Source organism: Shewanella frigidimarina (genome assembly GCF_003797125.1).
GTDB lineage: Bacteria > Pseudomonadota > Gammaproteobacteria > Enterobacterales > Shewanellaceae > Shewanella > Shewanella frigidimarina.
Map to the genome: position 1 here is coordinate 279,994 of NZ_RKKE01000003.1, position 23,046 is coordinate 303,039.

Consider the following 23,046-nt stretch of genomic DNA (forward strand, 5'->3'; position numbering starts at 1 on the left):
ATAATTTAATGTTTAAGCATACTCGCTGTATATTACTCTTATCGAACATAATTCATCATTAATACGCACACTTCACCCGGTAATGTAGCCAATTGTTTATCCAAGAGCTTGCACATTTAATGATGCGATTCAAAGATATTGCCAAAAGAGAAATAGATGAAATTTTTACACACCATGTTGAGAGTTGTTGACCTAGCGAAATCAATCGAGTTTTACACCAATGTGCTGGGCATGAAAGTGTTAGAAACAGCCGAAAACAAAGAGTATCGCTACACCTTAGTCTTTGTCGGTTATGGCACTCAAGCAGACAGCACCACAATTGAATTAACCTATAACTGGGATACCAATGAGTATGATCAAGGTAATGCTTTTGGTCATATTGCGCTGGGTGTAGAGGATATTTATAGAGCCTGTAATGACATTAAAGCACGCGGAGGCAACGTCACCCGTGAACCAGGACCGGTAAAAGGTGGTACAACCCACATCGCCTTTATTGTCGATCCTGATGGATACCAAATTGAACTCATCCAAATTAGTCAGTAAAGAGGAATACACAATGAAAGATTCACTATTTCAACCGATACAACTCGGTAAACTTTCTTTAAAAAATCGTATTGTTATGCCTCCAATGACGCGATCGCGCGCCTCTCAGCCAGGTAATGTTGCCAACGATATGATGGCTGAATATTATGCTCAACGCGCTTCAGCGGGTCTTATTGTGAGTGAAGGTACCCAGATTTCAGCCATGGGCCAAGGTTATGCTTGGACGCCAGGTATTTATTCTCCAGAACAAATAGCCGGATGGCAAAAAGTCACCAACGCTGTGCATGCAAAAGGCGGCACTATCTTCGCCCAACTTTGGCATGTTGGCCGCGTGACTCATCCAGATAATATCAATGGCAAGCAACCTATTTCGTCTTCTGCACTAAAAGCACTAAATGTAAAAGTGTTTGTAGATAATGGTACTGACGAACCTGGTTTTGTTGACGTGGTTGTGGCGCGTGAAATGTCTAAAGCTGACATTGAACATGTTATTGGTGAATATCGCCAAGCGGCGTTAAATGCGATTGAAGCAGGTTTTGATGGCATCGAATTGCATGCTGCAAACGGTTATTTAATTAACCAGTTTATCGATTCTGAAGCGAATAATCGTATTGACGAATATGGTGGTAGTATCGAAAACCGCCTGCGTTTCTTAGGTGAAGTGGTTGGTGCAATGACAGATGCCATCGGTGCTGATCGTGTTGGTGTTCGTCTTGCGCCATTTACATCTTTAAATGGTACTGTTGATGCAACCCCCATTGAAACCTACACCGCAGCGGCAGTATTACTGAACAGCTTAAATGTGGTTTACATTCATTTTGCTGAAGTCGATTGGGATGATGCCCCGGAGACTCCTGCAGCGTTTAAAGATGCAGTTCGAGCGGCCTATAAAGGGATACTCATTTATGCTGGTCGTTACGACGGTGAAAAAGGCACACAGGCAATTAACGATGGCCTAGCTGATATGATTGGTTTTGGTCGACCATTTGTATCTAATCCTGATTTGCCAAACCGCATTAAGCATGGTTATCCATTAGCGGTGCACACACCAGAGACATTATTTGGCGGCTCTGAAAAAGGCTTAACTGATTACCCACAATACAGCCCAAGTTAATAGCAATCGTGCTATTTAACTACGTGCTATTTAACTAAGTGAATATTTGAGCGATTCTGACGTAACGTTAGGATCGCTTTGTGCGTATAGACCACTTATCAATCTTCATCTGTCTTTATGTGATGCTGTATCATTCAGCGTTGCCAAAACCTTACTCCCTTAGCCCTGCCATAAGCTGAAAAAACGTTGAATGAAAAACCAATGAGTTGCGCGGCAAACTATTCTTATACTGGCCACTATGCTTGGTGCTGTGGGTTGGATAGCCTCCAAACTTGTTATTTAGAGATGCACGGTGAAGTGTTTATTGATGCTAAAACTAAGTGAAGCTATTGATGTTAAAGCGGAGTGGCGATTTGATTAATCTCAGCATTAAACTGAGATTAATCATAATTGAATTAACTAAAGTTTTCGTGGTAAGCAATCATAAAGTCTTCTCTTATTAACTGCTCTAAATGTATGGCGCGTTCTGTGGGGCAAAAAATCATGATATGCACATTTTGCTCGCCGTTAATGCCGCTAGTGATATGAATATGCGGTTCGCTGCCAGGTAAATCGACACCAGCATGTTTTTCTATTACGCCGTTGTAACGTTTAGCCACTTCAATAAAGTCTTCACAGTGCTGTTCTATTTGACGGGTTAACGCCGGAAACAATGTATAGAGATTAACAAACTGGACTACGGTAATCGTTATGTTGTGGTAAACATAACGTTTCATAAAGTTGAGGTTTTTAACCGCATAGGTAAAAAACATACTGTTAGGTAACGTCGCGGTTTTTCCTGTGTAATGGTATTGACCTTGATCGAGGTCGATCTCTTGGATCACTGTGGCCATTAAGTTATGTTCAATCACTTCGCCATATATTTTTCCCACTTCAATCCAATCACCAATCACAAATGAACGTGAACTCGCGCGTTGTATTGAGCCGGTAAAGCAAAGAATGATTTCTTTTGATGCTATCACTATGGCAATGGCAATGGCGGTAACTGACAGGGCAAATTTGCTAACTTCGGATTGCCAAAGTATGAACAAAATAACCAGTATTAAAATGAAGGTGCCATTTTTAGTGCGTGACATCCATTTCCGTTGCACATCAGAAAGAAAAGCGACGTCGCCACGAATACTTGAAATGATAAAACGTTTTATCACTGAGATAAGCATTATTATTAACACCGTTAATAATAATTTGTGTTCAAGAAAGAAATCGACGATCAAAGTTATATTATCTATCAAACCTGTTACCTACGTTGTTTGTGTTTTCACACTGATGGTGCTGAATTACGGACATTCCGGCCGTCACTCTATTGGCAATAGCAGCAGAAGACAAGGTAATTAGGCCATAACAGTATGAAGTCTAACCTGGTGCAGCATAAAACACTTAACCAACTTCAGTAAACTTGCCCCTTAATAAACACGATAAAAACATTAATGTGACTGACATTAATGGCTTTATGCGTATCAACATTCGAAATAAAGAAATGAATATGTTAGCTGGTGATCATTTTAGTTAGATTGGTAGTAAATAACCGTTGGTGTTATTGCTATAACATCATCATATGGATACCCCAAAGCATTTGGCTGCCCTTTTACTGGCTTAACATCTGAGTTGTCGCTTAACTTAACTCCCCAATGATTATTACTAATACCTTCGAAAATAATATTAATTACCCCGTCACTTTCTTTAACCATCGCGGCAACGTGGTACTTGGCCATAATGTCCCTTACCCTAGCTGAGCGTGTTGAGCACATATTACACGCTTCTATATTGGTGACATTTTTAAAAAAAGTGGCATCGCCTGAAGGTACAAACCCAGCTACCGCTGACGGTTGATATTGAATAATACCTGCGGGGGTGAAAAATGCGTTATTGACTCTAAATACATTATCATCTGACTGCTGCACGATAGTGATATCGACATTGTCCTTAAAAAAAACACGGATTACGTCTTGCTGTATCAGCAATTTGTTGATGGCCTTAACCCTTTGGTTTCGACATGATTTTTCATTGCACAGTACTCGATTGGGCAAACTGGTGACAAAGTTGGGGTCGGCTTTAAATATCGCGTTACTCATTACACCTAAGTTGAAATTAGCAAAATCATTTTTATCCTCGGCTGAGGTAAATTTTGTAGGGTGCACATCAAGCAAACCATACGGTGAGGCTAATCCGGGTAATATTTCTGCAATGCCATTTTTGGGTAATAAACCCCGTAAATGATTTATTGTTGCACGGTACTCTTTATCAGAATCTGCGGTGAGGAAATTTGGTAAGTTGTTAGCGCAGACAACTATAGGCACTAGCAATGAGCATAACAAAAATAGATAAGTGGCTCTCATAGGTGAGTAACATCCTTTTAATGTCATCGTTAACGTCATTGTTGCTTAAGCAAAACACAATTTTGTTGTCATGATGTTATAAAAACAAGCAAAGTGAAAGCTGTACGTTGTCATTATTAGTACTCTTTAATCAAAGATGTCGACTCAGTTAGAGTGTAGACATCACAATAAACCGAGCACTTTGCACATGTATATTACCTAGCGCTAAACATGTGAACAATTAATGATGACAAGTTAATTCAGAATAAGCAGAGCCAGTATCGTTATGCCTCATTTAGAGTTAACTAGGTAACACGATAACGCCGAGTTGCTCTAATAATTGCTCTTGTTGCCAGTCGCAGATTTTGACCCCCGTTAAGTTAACTCGACGAGGATCCAAACCGGTTAATTCACAATGTGATAAATCACAATATTGCATATCAAATTGTTGCCAGCTATTGGATGAAAATTCACCGCGACTTAAATCTGAACCTTTAAAAGAGGCCTTTTGTAAATTGGCGCCCGTCCAACGGTTTTCGAACAAGTCACATTTTTCAATGCATTGCTTTTCAAAGTCGGTATAAGACAAATTACAGCCGGTAATATACACCAAGCAAAAATAACTTTTGTGTGAAATCTGGTTTACAAAGCTGGTTTTTAAAAAACTGGCTCCTTGTAAATCACATTCTCTAAACTCGGCTCCAAAACCATTAGCACCTTGAAAGTTGGCCATGCCTAGCTTGCAATGTTTGAAACTGGCATCACGCAAATCGGCGTACTTAAATTGGCAACCTATACTGTCTCCTGCTTCAATAAACTTACAGTTGATGAATGTTGCATCCCTTAAGTCTGCACGACTGAAGTCGCAATGATAGAAATGACAATTTTCAAATGTGGTTTCAGGTAAAAGTTGTTGTGAGAAATCATGTTCACGAAAAGTTTGGTTGTTACTCATCAGGGCCTCCAAATTGACTATTGGCCAAGGTTAACATTGTAAAACAGCAAAAAACCAATTTATTAACACCATTAAAATCAACATATTACAAACCCCTCAAATAGCGATTTTAAGGGGCAAAAGAGACGTTTTGAGAGACTTTATATAGCATCACCCTAGTCGCTTCCCTCGGAAAAACTTTTAACCACTTCACCAGCGACTGAATTAAATGTGCTTTTGGCTGAAAATCACTCAGTTTGATAACACATTTTGTCTGTTTTCTGAGTAAGTGTATAAATTCATTTAAACCGAAATGTTGATATTAGCTTCAGTATTTTGGCCTAATTTGACAGCGAAAAACCATTAATGCTTAGGGGATAAGTTTCACGCGATAGCATTTCTGTTAACAAGCAATTTATTTAAAACCTGATTCTTACGCTTAATGGTCGATTGAGGGTTGGCAAGTCTCCTTTGATAAAAAGCAAAGAAAGGGAGCGCATAATCTCAATACTGCTTATCTATATTTATCTGTTCTCGCAAATAAGTTGTGTAGTATTTATTGTTGCCAATATTGGGTACAGCCGATATTGCAATGGCTGTTAAAAACAACAACATCATGTTTCTACAAAATCCCCAAGTGAAGTGCTTGATCACCTTCTCTATGAATTAGTGATCTGCGACAATTTGTCCAATTTCATTTTTGTTAACTTGATCAACATCATAAATACTGCGATATAGCCCTACATATGTTATGGGAATATCTCACAAATTGATTTATATCAAAGACGATTTTTAGCCAAGTTCTAAAATTGATACCGATGGATTGCAACTAATTATTAGCCACTGAGCTAACTTAAGCAGAAGGTATCAACATGGACACACATGCAGCCCTTTATAAACAGGGTCAAGATCGCCTTGATTATTTACGCCAATTTACCCAACGTCAGCCCGTATCACTACAACAAAAAATGGCCAACATTGGGATATCTCGTCGAGACTTCATTAAGTGGACCGCATCGGTCTCCGCAATGTTCGCCTTGCCCCTACCCTTTAGTAATCTGGTTGCCGAAGCGGCTGAATTAGCCGACCGAGTACCGTTAATTTGGTTACATTTAGCCGAATGTACCGGGTGCTCTGAGTCATTAATTCGTACCGATTCGCCCAATTTAGACACATTGATTTTTGATCATATCTCGCTTGAATATCATGAAACCTTAATGGCAGCCTCTGGTTGGCAAGCCGAAGAGAACCTAGAGCATGCACTAGAAACTTACAAAGGTCGGTATTTACTGGCCGTTGAAGGTGCCGTCCCTACCGCCAATAACGGCACCTTTTTAACCGTAGGCTGTAAAGGTCACACAGGTTTACACATTGTTAAAGAAGCGGCTGAAAATGCTGCTGCAATTATCTCTGTCGGGACTTGCGCTGCCTTTGGTGGTGTACAAGCCGCTGCACCCAATCCTACTGGTGCAAAAGGCGTTTACGAAGTGGTCAATAAGCCGGTGATTAACTTAGGCGGTTGTCCTCCGAGTGAAAAAAACATTGTTGGCACGTTAATGTATTTCATTATGTTCGGTAAGTTACCTGCGCTGGACATGTTTAATCGTCCTAAATGGGCATACGGTGCACGGGTACATGATAACTGTGAACGCCGTGGTCGCTTTGATGCTGGTGAGTTTGTTGAAGAATTTGGCGATGAAGGTGCTAAAGAAGGTTACTGCCTTTATAAGGTCGGCTGTAAAGGCCCTTATACCTACAACAACTGCCCAACTGAGCGCTTTAACCACCACACCAGTTGGCCGGTGTTAGCAGGTCATGGCTGTATGGGTTGCTCTGAACCGAATTTTTGGGATGACATGGCGGACTTTGAAAAACCGCTAGGACGCCAACTTTTACATGGCATTGATGCCACCGCTGACACCATTGGTGCGGTCATTTTAGGCGCTACCGTTGTTGGTATTGGCGCCCATGCAGTTGCTAGCGTATTTGCTAAGCCTTTGGAGGAATAATCATGAGTAAACGTGTCGTTATCGACCCTATCACCCGTATCGAAGGCCATTTACGTGTCGAAGTTGAAGTTGATGACAATAATGTCATTACCAAGGCTTGGTCTTCGTCGACCTTATGGCGGGGCATTGAGGTTATTTTAAAAGGCCGAACTCCAATGGATGTGGGCTTAATTGTGCAGCGTATTTGTGGCGTATGTACCTATTCGCACTATCGTTGTGGTACTGAGGCCGTTGAGAATGCCCTCGGAGTTAAGATCCCTCTTAATGCAAAATACTTACGCAGCTTAATGCAGTCGTCACTCTACATGCATGATCATATTGTTCATTTTTATCATTTACATGGTCTTGATTGGGTAGATGTTGTATCGGCATTAAGTGCCGACCCAGCCTTAGCCGCTAAAGTGGCAATGAATTACTCTGATGCACCGATTGCTGCCGGTGAAGGTGAATTAAAAGCGGTACAGGCACGCGTAAAAGGCTTGGTCGAAACCGGAAAACTAGGACCGTTTGCCAATGCCTATTGGGGTAATGGTACTTATCGTTTTACCCCTGAGCAAAACCTCATTGCGTTATCGCATTATTTAAAAGCACTTGAAGTACAACGTGTTGCGGCTGAAATGTTGGCTATTTTTGGTGGTAAATCGCCACACCCACAGTCTATTGTTGTGGGCGGCGTAACCTCAGTGCGAGACATGTTAAGCCCTGCCCGTTTACAAGAATGGAAACAAAAGCACGCCATCGTGCAAGACTTTATTGAGCGAGCTTACCAAGCCGATATTGTGATGGCAGCAGAAGCATTTGGCTCTGAAGCCAGTGTACTTGGCGGTGTAAATGTTAACAGCTTCTTGTGCGGTGAAGATTTTATCACAGCCAATGGCGAGTATTTATTTAACCAAGGAGTCATTTTAAACGGTGATTTAGCCAATGTATTGGATATTGATCCGAGCTTGATTAAAGAAGACGTGACTCACGCTTGGTATAAAGCCGATGGTCCGCAACATCCATATCAAGGCACCACCATTCCTGATTACACCGGGTTTATTGAGCGCGACACTGTGTATGGCAAATTGCCGACCATTAATGGCGATGGTAAATACTCGTGGGTTAAGTCTCCGCGTTACCAGGATGAACCGATTGAAGTGGGTCCACTAGCCTGTTTATTAGTTAACTATGCTCGCGGAAACCAAGTTGTGGTCAATGCGGTTGATGGTTTGTTAGCTCGCACTGGCTTGCCTCTTGAGGCGTTGTTTACCACTTTAGGCCGTACTGCTGCACGTATGTTGCAAACCGTATTGGTTGGCCAAGCCAGTTTGCAAACCTTTGATGCTTTACTGATAAACATACAGTCGGATCAGTCTACTTACGTTAAACCTGAGATAGACCCAGACCGCGTTTACGAAGGTTATTCGATGATTGAAGCTCCTCGCGGCATGTTAAGTCATTGGATCCGGATTAAAGATGCCAAAGTCGAAAACTACCAAGCTGTGGTTCCTACTACCTGGAACGCAGGCCCTGTGGATGCTAACGGTAAAATGGGCCCATACGAAGCTTCGTTGATTGGTTTGAAACTTGAAGACCCAACTAAGCCGTTAGAAGTCATTCGCATTATTCATTCCTTTGATCCTTGTATGGCCTGTTCCGTTCACGTGATGGATTACAAGAAACATACCCTAGGTCAATTTAAAATTGATCCAAATGGGTTTTAATCAGAGGTAATGGAGTAGGAGGATAAAAGTATGGAACATATTGCAACCCATAATCGGCAGCTAATATTTACTCCAGCGATTCGAATATTTCACTGGTTACGCGCTCTGGCCATTTTGGTATTAGTGATCACCGGATTTTATATCTCGTGGCCATTTTTAGTGGCGCCTGCCAGCACTGATGTATTGGTACAAGGTTGGATCCGGTTTGCACATATCATTTTTGGATTTGTGCTCACCAGTATCACTTTGGTGCGTTTTTATTTGTTTTTCTTCAGTCGCAACAACATTGAAAGACGTTCGTTTAAAGATGTGCTGAGTGTGAAAAGCTGGATAACACAATTAAAATCCTATTTATGGATGGGTAATTTGCATAAAGCTGGGGTTTACGGACCGTTACAGTTTATGACTTATGTGGCAATTTCGTTTGTTGCCTTGATTGTGTGTATCACGGGTTTAGTACTGTACGCCAATGTGTACCACTTAGGTTTAGGCGGGTTACTAGGCGATGTATCTGCATGGTTAACCGCACTTTGTGGCGGCTTAGCACCACTTAGAACCTTTCACCATTATTTAACTTGGGCCTTCATTATTTTTGTGGTGATCCATGTGTATATGGCGGTGTGGTCGGGTATTCGCTTTAAACATAATTCAGTCGACTCAATTGTGTCTGGCTATGACTATCACAAAGATCATAAATAAGGTGAATCTATTATTGTGAAAAAAATATTGCTGTTAGGTATAGGCAATGTATTGTACGCCGATGAAGGAGTCGGCGTGCATTTTGTCAATTATATCAAAGAGAAATACCAATTTAGCCACCAAACTGACAGCATAGATATTGTCGACGGTGGCACCTTAGCTCAAGGCCTTATTCCGATGATAAGCCAGTACGACCATTTAATTGTGGTCGATACGGTGAACAGTGTTGGCGTGGAGCCTGGTGAAGTGTACTTTTTCGATTTTGATCACGCCCCTGCTGAAATCGATTGGCAAGGTAGTGCTCATGAAGTGGAAATGCTGCAAACACTCAACATGATGGACATTGTGGGTGATAGGCCACACACGTTTGTATTAGGTGTTACCCCTACGGTGATTGAGCCAATGACTTTGGGGCTTACGCCACATTTACATGCCGCCATTCCGCTAATGGAACACGCCCTGTTAACCCATTTAACCGACTTAGGGTTTAGCCAGCAGATTGTGAATGAAATAACGGTTGATCAGGTGATTCCTGACGCTTATAAGCGAGGTTGCTATGTCGATGCATAACATTCGATTTGATTTTGTATGCCAACGCCATGTGCCGTTATATGAGCACTTGTGCAATCAATACCTTGAACGCAGCGAATTTAATATCAGTATTGGTGCTGAATCCGAGCCTCAAACCAGTAAAATACGTTACTTTATTGAGGCCTTTGCTCCTCAAGCGCAGCTTGAATCGTTAGCCGATGAGATCGCCAGTGATTTCTTGTTATCTGTTTGGTTGCTTGACACCCACATTCAGCGTATAGAGCAGCACAGCGGGCAGCGAAAACCATTTAACATTAAGCCGCTTCACTCTGGTTTACCGCTGAATTTTTGCCAACATTGCCAGCCAAAATTTGGCGATAATCAACATCCCTCTTTTGGTAATATTAATCTACAATGTCATCATTGTATGGGGCATGAAAAACTCAGTCGTGATGAAAAATCGTTAACTCAGACCGATATCGCCGCAATGGAAAACCGCTTACTCAGCCATAAGTCTCTGCCCTTACCTATTCTTGGGATCACGTTATGGTTAACCCCACCAGCGGCCATATTCTCCTCAACCATACAACCCTCAACCATATCGCAAAATGCAGATGAACAACTGACAAACTCATCACAGACCAATGCGTCAATGACCAAAACAATAAAATATCAACGGCCTCGAATATTAGTCTGTAATCCCAATTCTTTAAACAGTCATTTTATTGTCAATGACAGCCAAGTGTTGGCATTATCTAGCATCGAAAAACCCTTGCTAAGAGTACGACCAAGTAGCGAGCATCCCAGCTTATTAGCGCCGCTGTATGATATTCAATTTGCTGAAAATCGTTTATTAGTGATACTCACTGAAGTACTGCGCCAAAAAGGCATTAATTGGTTGCATGTCACTAGTGATATTGAACCACATACTAGCCAAGAAGCCCTGCTCAATAAGCCGTTGCGTTTAGCCAGTATTAATCAACATTGGTTACCGATCACCACCCTAAGCGATGGCAGCATACCGTTACCGACTAATGTGACCTGTTTGCATGATGAGCATCATTACCAAGATGACCAACATACGTTCAAAGTTCAAAGCACTAAAACTGATATTAATTGGCAAGTGAGTGACAACGGTGCTAAATCGTCTACTTCAGCGTCAGCTTCACCGATAACTTTGCCACCTGTTTTAGCCAGCTCTTGTGCAGAAGACTCAAGCACAATAACTGACAATATTACTACCAGCTTATGTGCATTGAATGCTGCGGTATTACGTTGTGATCCCAATAAAAATCATCATAAAGCGCAATTTGTGAAACATGCTGCGGTATTGTATTTCAGCCAACAAAATGCTTGCCAAATTGTCACACTCGACAGCCAAAGTAACCCTGAATTATTTTTCCAATTACCGACGTTGCCGACATCAGGTTATGAGATTTGTCATAGTTTGTCTGAGTCGCCGCAAAAAAGTCTGTTAGATAAGTTTAAACAGTTATTTCCAGCCGAATATAATCAATTATTGGATCTTCACATTCAAGCCGACGATGGTGCATTGTCTCAGCTAATGGCTGTTGCAACCCTAATTATTGGCGCTTATCCGGTAGAAACTGCTCAACGAGTGACCGTAACCGAACTTGCCGATAAATTTATTGCTTTGGCGATGTCTCATCATGGCAATAATGCACCACGCATTGATTTTCCTCTCACCAAAGGCGCCGCGCATCGTAGCCTCAATTGGTGTAAAACCTTGGGCACATTAATGAGTTTCAAGTTGGCAGGCGAGACTAACTTAGCAAAACTTGCTTTTGCATTTCATGACTCGTTTGCCGACTACTTAAGCCATTGGGTAGAACATTTAGATCAAAATATTGGCGTAAAACAATTAGTGATTGCTGGAAGCGAATTTGCTAATCCAGTGCTAACTGAACGGGTGCAATTACGTATTGGTAAAAACTTTCCACTGGTGGTCAATCCATTATTGGATTTAGATGGCGTTAATATCGCAATTGGTGGGCTATATCTCAAACAAAGACGTAGATAAAAGGTATCTTAAAGTATATCAGTTATCGCTTATCCTTGTATGAGATTGAGTCCTTATGAAACCATTACAGCAAGTTACCATTATTGTTAAAGGTATTGTGCAAGGGGTTGGTTTTCGCCCCTTTGTTTTTCGTTTGGCACATCAGTTAAATTTAGTCGGTAGCGTGCTAAATAATCACCTTGGGGTGACGATTGTTTTACAAGGTAATAGCGAACTGATTGAACAGTTTATCGATAAATTAGCTAAATCTCCGCCGCCATTAGCGCGCATTGATGCCATTGAGGTTACTCATCAAGCTCAATTAAGTTTATTTGACCAATTTAGTATTATTGATAGCCATGCCGCTACTGACGAACATGCAAATGTGGCTATTTCGGCCGACATGAGTATTTGCCGAGATTGTCTTAACGACATTAATGACCCTCAAAATCGCCACTATCAATATCCATTTACCAATTGCACCAATTGCGGTCCGCGCTACACCATTATCAACGCCCTGCCTTATGACCGATGCAACACTGCCATGGCTGATTTTGAAATGTGCGATGATTGCCACGCCGCTTATATCAATCCAATGAATCGACGCTACCATGCACAACCAGTGAGTTGCCCACATTGTGGTCCACAATTAACCTTTAGCGTTATCAATGCTCGTGCTGAATGTCTTTATGATTCATCGATGTTGATGGCATTAGAGCAAGCCGTCGAAATGATAAACCGTGGTGGCATAGTGGCCATTAAAGGTTTAGGCGGTTTTCATTTGGTGTGTGATGCCACCAATAACGAAGCGGTTGCAGCCCTGCGTCAACGTAAACAACGCCTCGCCAAGCCATTAGCGATAATGGTGACTAACTTGGCCCAGGCGAAATTATGTGTCAGCGGTACTGAAACGGAATGGCAAGTATTAACCAGCCCTGAGAAGCCGATTACCTTGATGACCAAACGTGTTGCTAGTGTTGATGGTAAAGATAATGGTAGAGATAATTGCGGAAATATTCACCCTATCGCACTGAGTCCATTGCTAGCGCCGGGTATTGATCGCCTTGGAGTATTTTTACCCTACACACCATTACATCATTTATTGATGCAGCGATTACACAAACCCATTGTGGCTACCAGTGCCAATCGCAGCGGAGAACCAATTATTGGTAATCAAGCTGAGATTGAGCAGCATTTAAGCCATGTAGTCGATGGGATCCTCGACCATAATCGGCCGATTATTAATGCCTGTGATGACAGCGTGGTACAAGTGATTGACGGGCAGCTGCAAGTCATTCGATTAGCTCGCGGTTATGCGCCGTTAACCATTAATTTGCACTCACCGATGCTATCAAACAGTAAAAACAGCGTATTGGCTGTTGGCGCACAACAGAAAAATACGGTCGCATTCGGTTTTGCCGATAATCTGATCGTATCGCCGCACATTGGGGATTTATTCACTCTAGAAACAGAGCAGTATTTTAGCCGAAGCTTAGCAACATTTAAGCGTTTGTATGACTTTATTCCGAGTCATATAGTGCACGATAATCACCCGCAATATGCGCCGACACAATGGGCAGTAAACTACCAATCTGAACATCGCCTTTTGCCATCTCATTGCATTGGCATACAACACCACTACGCCCATGTTTTGTCTGTTATGGCGATGCACCAACGCACTGAGCAAGTATTAGGATTCAGTTTTGATGGCACAGGCCTAGGTGATGACGGCACATTATGGGGCAGCGAGGTAATGCTGGCTGATGTGCACGGTTTTACCACGGTGGCCCACTTTAGTTCGTTTAAGTTAATTGGCGGTGAGCAAGCGATTAAACACCCAGTTAGAATTCTGCTGGCATTATTGTTTGAACAAATGTCGCTTGAACAAGTACTTTCACTCCCCATTGCCGCTATCGCCGACTTAGGCAGCAAAACTGTCACTAATTTATATCAGCTGTGGCGTAACAATAGCCATTGTATTGAATGTCGATCTGTTGGGCGTTTATTTGATGCTCTTGCTGTAGCGTTAGGTTTTATTGGTAGCTCGCAGTACGAAGGTCAAGCGGGCATGATGATTGAAACAGCAGCCAATGCCTATTATACCGAATCAAATATTGAGCCTTTATCTGTAACGCTCAACACCTTAAGCGACCAAGAGTCGTTACCTATTCAATGGCACAGTAGCGACTTTATTACTCAATTGGTTAACTGCGCGGTGGAATACTCACATAACCCTTTAATTAAAAAACAAATATGTTGGCATTTTATCAATATGATTAGTCAGCAATTGGATAGAGTTGGTCAACAATATCCCCAATTACCACAGGTATTTTGTGGTGGTGTATTTCAAAACAAAACCTTACTCAGCCAGTGTATTGATGATTGTAAACGTGGCCAACGGCAAATTTTACCCAGTGGCCATATTCCCATTAATGACGGTGGTATTGCATTAGGCCAATTGTGGTATGGCATACATCACATGGCGTAAGTGTATCGAGTCCTAATAATATCTTAACCAATGTAAGTCACTTAAGTAACTTTTATATATGCATTTTTATCGTAATTGGGTTAACAACCAGAATCGCTAAAGCTGTCATGCAGCATCAAAATTGACCTTCAGATAATTGTGGCATCTGTCACATAATTAACGCAATAACACTGTTGTTCACAGTGTTTATTGCAAAAACTGATGTGTATCAAAGAATCCTTTATCCACTTAACCGACACTAGTTAATAAGAATAACAACAAGGTTAAGGAACATAACATGTGTAAAGATTGCGGCTGTTCAATTACCCATGATCATGACCATACTCTTCATAGTAATCCTCAGCTTAACGATAAAAAGACCTTAGCGGTTATCCATAAAATATTGGATAAAAATGATGTCGAAGCACAGCATAATCGTGATCATTTTGCGGCTCATCAGGTCAGCGCCTTTAATCTAATGAGTAGCCCTGGCAGCGGTAAAACCAGTCTTTTAGAATGTTTACATGAATACCTTGATGCTCGCTATGCCGTGATCGAAGGCGACCTTGAAACCTCACGCGATGCCGACCGTTTAATTGCCAAGGGTATCAACGCCTATCAAATTCAAACTGGCTCTGCCTGTCACCTTGATGCATTTATGGTTCACGGCGCCCTGCATCACATTAATTTAGATAATGTTGATATTTGCTTCGTTGAGAACGTGGGAAATCTTGTGTGTCCTGCCAGTTATGATGTTGGCACCCATAAAAATATTGTGTTGTTATCTGTGCCTGAAGGTGACGATAAAATTGAGAAGTATCCGGTGATGTTCCGCCGAGCTGACTTAGTGGTTATCACTAAATCTGACCTACTTCCTTACTTTGACTTTAGTATTGACGAAGCCAAAGCACAGTTAAGTAAATTGAATCCAGATGTCGAATTGCTCGTCGTGTCAGTGAAAAATCCTGATTCAATGAAAGTATTGGCAACATGGTTTGATGAACATAAGGAATATTAACTATGTGCTTATCAGTACCATCAAAAGTAGTTGAAATTCATGACGATGAAACAGTCACTGTTGATACGCTTGGTGTTAAACGTCGTGTGAGTTGTCATTTGATATGCGATCCGTTGGCGTTAGGCGACTTCGTATTGATTCACATCGGTTTTGTGATGAATAAAATTGACCACAATGATGCGCAAGAAAGCCTCGATTTATATCAACAAATTGTCGCTGAGATGGAATTGGAGTCTGAGCAATGATTAGCCTCAATGACTTTTATCAAGGGTTTCGAGATCCTCAGACTATTCGTCATTTAGCGCAATTGATAGCTCAACAAGCGGCTAAAACGACTGAGCAAATTAACATTATGGAAGTGTGTGGTGGCCATACCCATACCATTATGAAGTACGGTTTATTACAGCTATTACCCGACAATATTCACTTTATTCATGGCCCAGGCTGTCCAGTGTGCGTTATGCCTAAAGAACGAATTGACCATGCAGCCACCCTTGCCTCACAAGCCGATACCATTTTAGTCACCCTAGGCGACATGATTAGAGTGCCGGGTTCAATGGGGAGCTTGGCGCAGTTTCGGGCTAATGGCTGCGATATTAGGCCAATATATGACCCATTAGATACCTTAAAAATTGCCCAGGATAATCCTGACAAAACAGTGATTTTTTTCGCTATTGGTTTTGAAACCTCTACGCCCATGACTGCCGCTTTACTGGCGCAGGCTGAAGCGCTGAAAATAGATAATATCTTGTTTCATATAAACCATGTGCTGGTTCCACCCGCCATTGATGCTGTGATGTCTGATAGTCGCAGTAAAGTAAACGCTTTTATCGGTCCGGCACACGTAAGCGTGATTAGTGGTGCTCAAATCTACCAATCTACAGTCGACCAATACAAAACACCTGTTGTGGTGTCTGGGTTTGAACCGGTAGATGTAATGGAATCAATTTTACGTATTACACGTCAAAAAGTGGCAGGCAAAGCAGAGCTAGATAACCAATACAGTCGCTCAGTGAGTTACGAGGGCAACATTGCCGCTCAACAGCTGGTCGACAAATATTTTATGGTCCGCGACAGCTTTCGCTGGCGCGGACTAGGCCCTATTGCCAAGTCAGCTCTAACATTACGGCCTGAATATCATCATCGCGATGCTGAACGCATTTATGCAAAAGTATTACCGACAACCGAAATTGACGACCATAAAGCCTGTATGTGTGGCGATATTTTGCGAGGCTTAGCCAATCCTAAAGACTGCAAAGTGTTTGGCAGAGGTTGCTCACCACAAACACCGCTAGGCAGCTGCATGGTTAGCTCAGAAGGCGCGTGTAATGCTTATTACCGCTATGGAGAAGTTAATCATGACATCTAAAAAGACGATTCAACTTAGCCACGGTGGTGGCGGTAAAGAAATGGATCAATTGATCCACGATTTGTTTTTTAAAGCCTTTGATAATCCTATTTTAACTTCGCAAGAAGACGCGGCCAAATTGAATATGTGTGGCCATATTGCTTTTACCACCGACTCTTTTACCGTCTCACCGTTATTTTTCGCTGGTGGCGATATCGGTAAACTCGCGATTGCAGGCACAGTAAACGATTTAGCCATGATGGCTGCACAACCCGAATATTTAAGCTGTAGTTTTATTATTGAAGAAGGTTTTCCATTGGATGACTTAACCACTATTGTGAATAGCATGGCAGCTGAATTACACAAATCAGGCGCGCGGATAGTTTGCGGCGACACTAAAGTGGTGCCCAAAGGCTGTGCTGATGGGCTATTTATTAATACCTCTGGTGTAGGGCGTATTTTGCATCCTGATATTTCAGTTCGTAATTTACAAGTGGGTGATGCCATTATTGTCTCTCGTGACATTGGTTGTCATGGGGCGGCAATTTTAATGGCCCGTGATGGCTTAACGCTGGAATCTGAGTTACGCAGTGACTGCGATACGCTATGGCCGATTATTGAACAACTGCTGGTGGCAAATATCGATATTCATGCCATGCGAGATGCGACCCGCGGTGGCTTATCTGCAGTACTCAATGAGTGGGCGAAAGCATCGAACATTGGCATTGATGTCGAAGAAGCCAGCATTCCAATTTGTGATGAAGTAAAAGGCTTATGTGAGTTATTTGGCTTTGAACCTTTTGATTTAGCCAATGAAGGCACCTTTATTATGGCATTGCCTATGGATTTAGCCGAAGGTGCAATTGAGGTGATGCAGCGCTATGGACATTGTGAACACGCAGCAATTATTGGCCACGTTACCGAGCGTCACCCTGGCAAAGTGGTGCTACAAACACCTTGGGGCAGCAGTCGCTATTTAGATTTACCACAAGGTGAATTACTACCAAGGATTTGTTAATGCACGAATACTCGATTGTAATGTCATTAATGGAACAATGTGAAGCACTTGCACAGCAGCATAAAGCCACACGAATTGAGCAAGTTGAACTGAAAATTGGGGTGTTAAGTGGCGTTGAGCCTGCCCTACTGTCGAAAGCGTTTGAAACCTTTAAATTAGACAGTGTTTGTCATGAGGCAAGATTAGTTATTAATGTGCAGCCATTAGTGTTGCAGTGCAATCACTGCGAACAACAATCGCAAGTAGATGAACGAACCATTGTTTGCCCTATTTGCCAGTCTAATAAAACCACCGTGATTGACGGTGAAGACATGATGTTAATGCAGCTTGTGATGGATACGTAGCACGAGTTTTTATCAAAGCGTTATATTGAAATACCCTAACCTAATAACCAGAGTAACCTTAAAATAGAAGGACAACACCATGAAATACTTATCAATTGCCTTTATCCTTGCCACTATTCCATCTATTGCTATGGCACATGAGGGCCATGGTGGTGTTGGACTGTTTCACCATTTTATTCAATTAACACCCGCCATTGCTCTTGTGGCCATTGTGGCGTTTATCTATTGGAAGCGCACTAAGTAATTGCCTAACCTGTAGTCAACACGTACTGTGGAGCAAAGCTAAAATGGTTTGCTAGATCAACGCGATTAAACATTGGTTAACACATTGCTTTAAACGTTGAGAATATGATGCTCCCAAACAAATAAGCCTTCCATCGGAAGGCTTATTATCTTGTTGCATTACAAACAGGCTTAGAACATTTCAGCAGGCATTGCCATTATCGATTTATCACCTTGATTAACTTGTGATAAATGATACTGAGATTTTGATAACAGCTTATCCATATAGAAGTCAGCCACAAACTGCTTTTGGGCAGCAAAGGTTTTATCTTCATGGCTTGACGCTTTGTCGGCCATCAATAGCCAGAAGTAACCGTATAGGGCATAACCAAAGGCATCTAAGAAGTCGACCGCACAAGAATTGACTAATGCTGGTTGAGTTTTCTTGTTGTCATTGACGTAGTTAGCTGTCGTGAGCAACTCAGCAAACACTTGGCTTACCATGGCTTTATGTTCAGCATTAGCTTGAGTTAATTGTGCAAGACTTGCATTCACTTCAGCAACAAATTCAGTCAAAGTGACCACATTGTCGTAAGTAATTTTACGGCCTAAAAAGTCGATTGCTTGAATACCGTTAGTGCCTTCGTATATTTGTGCAATACGGGTATCACGAACAAATTGCTCGATTCCGGTTTCACGAATATAACCATGACCGCCAAACACTTGTTGGCCCATAACTGTGGCATCTAAACCGCGGTCGGTTAAAAATGCTTTTGAAACAGGTGTGAGCAAACCAACGTACCTAGCCGCTTTAGCTTGCACATCGCCGCTGGCATATTTTGCTAAATCTAGCTGCTTACCGGTATAAACCGATAATGCACGGCCTGCTTCTGTCATCGCACGGATAGTTAATAACATGCGACGTACATCGCCATGCACAATAATCGGATCAGACGTTGCACCCGTTGCAGAACCTGCTGCAGCAACACCCTGTAGGCGTTCTTTAGCATAATCACTGGCCATTTGATAAGCCGCTTGTGCGTTACCTAAACCTTGTAAACCAATGGCTAAACGTTCGTAGTTCATCATAGTGAACATACACACTAAACCGCGGTCAGGCTCACCAACTAAAAAGCCTTTGGCATTATCGTAGTTCATCACACAGGTAGCAGACGCTTTAAGACCCATTTTGTGTTCAATAGAACCCACCGTAACACCATTAGATTCGCCTAAGCTACCATCGGCATTGACGCTGATTTTAGGTACGATAAACAATGATATGCCTTTCGAACCGGGCAGTTTTGCTAATACTAAATGAATCACGTTTTCAGTTAAGTCATGATCGCCGCCAGTAATAAAAATCTTGTTACCGGTAATAGAATAACTGCCATCATCAAGTGGTTCAGCTTTAGTACGAATACCTTTTAAGTCAGAACCTGCATGTGGCTCGGTCATGTCCATTGCGCCAGCCCATTGGCCAGAATATAAATTAGGTAAATAAGTTTGTTTTAATTGATCATTTGCATGTGCGTTGATACATAATGCTGCACCGGCTGTTAGGGAGTTGTATAACGTAAATGAATTACACGAGCTATAATTCATTTCATCAACTAACACGCCAAGCATTTTCGGCATCCCCATGCCACCAAAATCTGACTCGCCGCAAAGCCCTACCCAGCCACCTTCAGAAAACTGTTGATACACTTCTTTAAAGCCATCTGGAGTAATAATGTCATTACCTTTATGAACCACACCTTGCTCATCACCACTGCGATTTAAAGGGTGAAGCAGATCACGGCTGATCTTATTCGCTTCATCTAGAATGGCTAATGCGGTATCCATGTCGACAACATCTGCCATAGCAGGAAGTTGTTCCCACGTAGCTTGGGCATCAAATACCTGTTCCAACAAGAATTGCATGTCCTTCAACGGGGCTTGGTATGGGTTCATAAGAGTCTCTTAAACAAATAATTAAAACAGTTGTTTTAATTTATACTAAAGCGTCACAAAAAGAAAAGCTTTTTAGCAATTATCTAACCATAATTTGACGAATGTCGACTCATACCAGCCTTTATCTCGATAGTTTATGTTTCTCAGCCCAATAGGGTTCCAATGAGTTACAATTACCCGTACGATCCTTGAGTTAGCAGCTTATTTGATTGAGATCTGTGGTTTTTTTGAACTTTATTTTATGACCCAATAGTTCCAAACCCAAGTATTAAGCCACAGTATTAAACCTTAGTATTAAGCCCGAGTATTAAACTCTAGTAATAAACCATAGCGAACGGCACTTATATGCATACACGTACTGAGCAGATCCCTTCATCATCTTCCCTATCTGGGCACTATCAGCAGATCACCGTCATTGGCAATGCACATGGCGATTGGCAACCTGCCGACATTGGACATACTTTCATTTTTAATGGGACTGAACATGATGCCGATAACGTTATTAACATTTGTAATGGCCCTTATGCCGGTTCGCATCAAGCCTTCGTTGTCAGTAATAGTCTAGATGACAATCAGTTAGTTTCATTACTAACCGAAGTGGGTGAAAAACTCGAAGGACAACTTAACTGCTGGCCATCTTCGGGATTGGCGACCATTCTATTGATGTCGTTGATGGCAACACAGGTCAATGTACAACGTATGTCTTTATTACCGTCTTTAGCTAGACCCAACGATATGCCCGCTTCAGAACATTTGCCTTGCATGGTGCATAATTGGTTAGGTGAGCGCCGTATTGCATTAGGTTTGCAACTCACCAATAATAATATTCAGTGGCCCGAATTGTTTGTAGATGATGCATCTACCCTATTGCTACACGATGTTGAACCTGTTGATATTAATCCGTTTGAAGTACTGTTGAGCGATGCGGTTCGTCGACGCCAAAATGATATATTGACCCCAGACAACGCTGATCCGCAATTTAAAATCGCCCAGCGTTTAGCCTTGCAAGTAACGACCGAACAACCTGATAATCTTGAAGTACAATATGCGTTGTTAGCCGCCTTGAGTAACTTACCAAGCGTGCAATGGTTAACCTATGCTAACCAAAGCGACCTAATTATGGCCGAGTCGTTGTTTTACAATCAGTATCCACAAACAGCCAGTTATTGGTACCTTATTGATAATCAAGCATCACAATACTTAGACACAATCCGCCATCACCTTGCTTATTGTCAGCAAGTCATTGCGTTAACGGCAAAACAGGCTAATGCAGACTCGTAAAATATTGATTAACACCAAACAAAAACGCCTCTATTTAGAGGCGTTTTTTGTTAATGATTAACGGTTAATGGTAACACTTACCACATTAAATCATCTGGAATTGCATAATCTGCATATGGGTCATCGGCTCCGCTCACTTGCGCAACAGAATCTTTAGCGGCTTTATCCCACAAGTAACCACACCATTGTGGAACAAGTAACTTCACTCGCTCTGCGAGCTTATGCGGTACGATGTAGGTTTTATCTTCATAACGGACGATGCCTAAACTGCCATTGAGTAAATCAGCTTGGATTTTATCGGTAATATAAACCGAATAAATCTTGTTTTCTAACGTGAAGTTAAACTTAAGTTCAGCATCACGCGCTACGGTAATAGCAAACTTAGAAAACTCGCTGATTAAACCACGCACTTGACCTTTTTCAGCTGCTGCAGCAAAGCGCTTTTCATTCAATGCTTTATCTTTTTTCGCTTGCAATAATTTTTGCTCAGCAATTTGTTGCTTAAGCTCTGAGCTGCCGTCGTCAACTTTGGCTTTTTTGTCACGACGCTTTTGTGTTTTTGCGTCACGTACTTTTTGTTTACTGGCAAGACCTGCTTTAAGCAGTTGGTCTTGTAATGCATTAGCCATGGAATTTACCTTTAAATTTATCGATTTTTATAAACCGTGCTTGGCGGCTATGTCGCCTAATTCTGTCATCGCAATACTGGCACCACCCAATGACCAACCACCATCTACAGGTAATACAACACCCGTAATGTATGACGCCATATCGGATGCAAGAAACAAAGCTGCATTGGCAATATCTTGACCTTTACCATTGCGTTTTAGCGGCACACTATTGGCCACTCGCTGTTGCAGTTCATCACTGGGGGCTAAGCGGTTAAAGCCTTCGGTATCTGCAATTGGACCTGGGACAATAGAGTTAATTCGTATCCCCTCAACACCCCACTCTAGTGCTAATGTACGAGTTAACATATCGACGCCGGCTTTAGCGGCGCAAACATGCACTTGTAATGGCATCGCGATATACGCTTGTGGTGCTGAAATTTGAATAATGCTGGCATTCGGACGTGATAATAATGGGTAAGCTTGTTTTAATACTTGAAAACTGCCAATTAAATCAATATCAATAACCGATTTAAAACCATTGTTCGAAAGCTTTGCCGCACTGGCCGGAAAGTTACCCGCAGCCCCACTCACTAACACATCGATATGACCGTAGAGATCTGCAATTTTTGCAAAACCAACCGTTAATGCATCATTGTCACGTACATCAAAACTGACGCCTAAATGCTTGGCGTTTGGGTTAGCTTGGTTCAGTAATTCTACCGCGGCATTAACCTTATCAATACTGCGACTCGCGACCGCAACATTGGCTCCAGCGCTAGCAAATTGAATCGCAACTTGAAGGTTTATTCCAGATGTACCGCCAACCACAACAACATTTTTACCGGTGTAATCAAATCCTTTGCCATCAAACCCTTTGTCATCAAACATAGTCATCCCTTATTTCTGTGTGATTTGG

Annotated in this window: 21 protein-coding genes; 15 read left to right on the forward strand and 6 right to left on the reverse strand. The window is 42.0% G+C overall.

What is annotated here, in order from left to right; translation table 11 throughout:
- Positions 1-156 precede the first annotated feature (156 nt).
- Both gloA and EGC86_RS10730 read left to right on the forward strand, forming a co-directional pair.
- Positions 157-543, forward strand: a complete 387-nt coding sequence (gloA, locus tag EGC86_RS10725; RefSeq protein WP_123777565.1) for a lactoylglutathione lyase — start codon at positions 157-159, stop codon at positions 541-543.
- Between the two features lie 13 nt (positions 544-556).
- Positions 557-1,657: an alkene reductase gene (locus EGC86_RS10730; protein WP_123777566.1), complete on the forward strand. Its 1,101-nt coding sequence runs from the start codon at positions 557-559 to the stop codon at positions 1,655-1,657.
- Positions 1,658-2,052: 395 nt separating this feature from the next.
- Here the strand turns inward: EGC86_RS10730 and EGC86_RS10735 are convergent, their stop codons facing one another.
- The 3 genes from EGC86_RS10735 to EGC86_RS10745 form a co-directional block, all read right to left on the reverse strand.
- A complete protein-coding gene (locus tag EGC86_RS10735; protein WP_404948474.1) occupies positions 2,053-2,817 on the reverse strand; it encodes a mechanosensitive ion channel domain-containing protein in 765 nt (254 codons plus the stop codon).
- Positions 2,818-3,159: 342 nt separating this feature from the next.
- On the reverse strand, positions 3,160-3,993 hold the full coding sequence (locus EGC86_RS10740) for a hypothetical protein (RefSeq protein ID WP_123777568.1): 834 nt from the start codon (positions 3,991-3,993) through the stop codon (positions 3,160-3,162).
- 280 nt (positions 3,994-4,273) lie between these two features.
- Positions 4,274-4,930: a Qnr family pentapeptide repeat protein gene (locus EGC86_RS10745; protein WP_207893044.1), complete on the reverse strand. Its 657-nt coding sequence runs from the start codon at positions 4,928-4,930 to the stop codon at positions 4,274-4,276.
- Positions 4,931-5,778: 848 nt separating this feature from the next.
- Between EGC86_RS10745 and hyaA the strand changes: the two genes are divergently transcribed.
- The 12 genes from hyaA (at position 5,779) to EGC86_RS20880 (ending at position 18,310) form a co-directional block, all read left to right on the forward strand.
- On the forward strand, positions 5,779-6,915 hold the full coding sequence (gene hyaA / locus EGC86_RS10750; RefSeq protein WP_123777571.1) for a nickel-dependent hydrogenase small subunit: 1,137 nt from the start codon (positions 5,779-5,781) through the stop codon (positions 6,913-6,915).
- Between the two features lie 2 nt (positions 6,916-6,917).
- On the forward strand, positions 6,918-8,621 hold the full coding sequence (gene hyaB / locus EGC86_RS10755) for a nickel-dependent hydrogenase large subunit (protein ID WP_123777572.1): 1,704 nt from the start codon (positions 6,918-6,920) through the stop codon (positions 8,619-8,621).
- Positions 8,622-8,651: 30 nt separating this feature from the next.
- Positions 8,652-9,320: a Ni/Fe-hydrogenase, b-type cytochrome subunit gene (gene cybH / locus EGC86_RS10760; RefSeq protein ID WP_123777574.1), complete on the forward strand. Its 669-nt coding sequence runs from the start codon at positions 8,652-8,654 to the stop codon at positions 9,318-9,320.
- A gap of 15 nt (positions 9,321-9,335) precedes the next feature.
- Entirely contained in the window at positions 9,336-9,890 is a 555-nt protein-coding gene (locus tag EGC86_RS10765; RefSeq protein ID WP_011637562.1) for a HyaD/HybD family hydrogenase maturation endopeptidase, read from the forward strand.
- Positions 9,877-11,892, forward strand: coding sequence for a NiFe hydrogenase (locus EGC86_RS10770; RefSeq protein ID WP_123777575.1), 2,016 nt, complete (start codon positions 9,877-9,879; stop codon positions 11,890-11,892). Before EGC86_RS10765 ends, EGC86_RS10770 begins: the two co-directional genes overlap by 14 nt.
- Before the next feature lie 55 nt (positions 11,893-11,947).
- The gene (gene hypF, locus EGC86_RS10775) at positions 11,948-14,359 is read left to right on the forward strand and encodes a carbamoyltransferase HypF (RefSeq protein ID WP_123777576.1); all 2,412 of its coding nucleotides are present in this window, start codon (positions 11,948-11,950) and stop codon (positions 14,357-14,359) included.
- A 277-nt stretch (positions 14,360-14,636) separates the two neighbouring features.
- On the forward strand, positions 14,637-15,356 hold the full coding sequence (gene hypB / locus EGC86_RS10780) for a hydrogenase nickel incorporation protein HypB (RefSeq protein WP_011637565.1): 720 nt from the start codon (positions 14,637-14,639) through the stop codon (positions 15,354-15,356).
- 2 nt (positions 15,357-15,358) lie between these two features.
- Positions 15,359-15,601 (forward strand): HypC/HybG/HupF family hydrogenase formation chaperone, encoded by a 243-nt coding sequence (locus EGC86_RS10785; protein WP_123777577.1) that lies wholly within the window; start codon positions 15,359-15,361, stop codon positions 15,599-15,601.
- Positions 15,598-16,725: a hydrogenase formation protein HypD gene (gene hypD / locus EGC86_RS10790; protein ID WP_059743618.1), complete on the forward strand. Its 1,128-nt coding sequence runs from the start codon at positions 15,598-15,600 to the stop codon at positions 16,723-16,725. Before EGC86_RS10785 ends, hypD begins: the two co-directional genes overlap by 4 nt.
- The gene (gene hypE, locus EGC86_RS10795; RefSeq protein ID WP_011637568.1) at positions 16,715-17,722 is read left to right on the forward strand and encodes a hydrogenase expression/formation protein HypE; all 1,008 of its coding nucleotides are present in this window, start codon (positions 16,715-16,717) and stop codon (positions 17,720-17,722) included. Before hypD ends, hypE begins: the two co-directional genes overlap by 11 nt.
- Positions 17,722-18,066: a hydrogenase maturation nickel metallochaperone HypA gene (gene hypA, locus EGC86_RS10800; protein ID WP_123777578.1), complete on the forward strand. Its 345-nt coding sequence runs from the start codon at positions 17,722-17,724 to the stop codon at positions 18,064-18,066. The genes hypE and hypA overlap by 1 nt, the downstream gene beginning before the upstream one ends.
- Before the next feature lie 79 nt (positions 18,067-18,145).
- Entirely contained in the window at positions 18,146-18,310 is a 165-nt protein-coding gene (locus EGC86_RS20880) for a hypothetical protein (protein ID WP_011637570.1), read from the forward strand.
- Positions 18,311-18,480: 170 nt separating this feature from the next.
- On the opposite strand, the gene EGC86_RS10805 is transcribed toward EGC86_RS20880, so the two are convergent.
- The gene (locus EGC86_RS10805) at positions 18,481-20,238 is read right to left on the reverse strand and encodes an acyl-CoA dehydrogenase (protein ID WP_123777579.1); all 1,758 of its coding nucleotides are present in this window, start codon (positions 20,236-20,238) and stop codon (positions 18,481-18,483) included.
- 345 nt (positions 20,239-20,583) lie between these two features.
- Between EGC86_RS10805 and EGC86_RS10810 the strand changes: the two genes are divergently transcribed.
- Positions 20,584-21,519 (forward strand): hypothetical protein, encoded by a 936-nt coding sequence (locus EGC86_RS10810; protein WP_123777580.1) that lies wholly within the window; start codon positions 20,584-20,586, stop codon positions 21,517-21,519.
- Between the two features lie 77 nt (positions 21,520-21,596).
- On the opposite strand, the gene EGC86_RS10815 is transcribed toward EGC86_RS10810, so the two are convergent.
- Complete coding sequence (locus EGC86_RS10815; protein WP_123777581.1) at positions 21,597-22,148, reverse strand: DUF2058 domain-containing protein; 552 nt, start codon at positions 22,146-22,148, stop codon at positions 21,597-21,599.
- A gap of 27 nt (positions 22,149-22,175) precedes the next feature.
- On the reverse strand, positions 22,176-23,018 hold the full coding sequence (locus EGC86_RS10820) for an SDR family oxidoreductase (RefSeq protein ID WP_123777582.1): 843 nt from the start codon (positions 23,016-23,018) through the stop codon (positions 22,176-22,178).
- Positions 23,019-23,046: the final 28 nt, after the last annotated feature.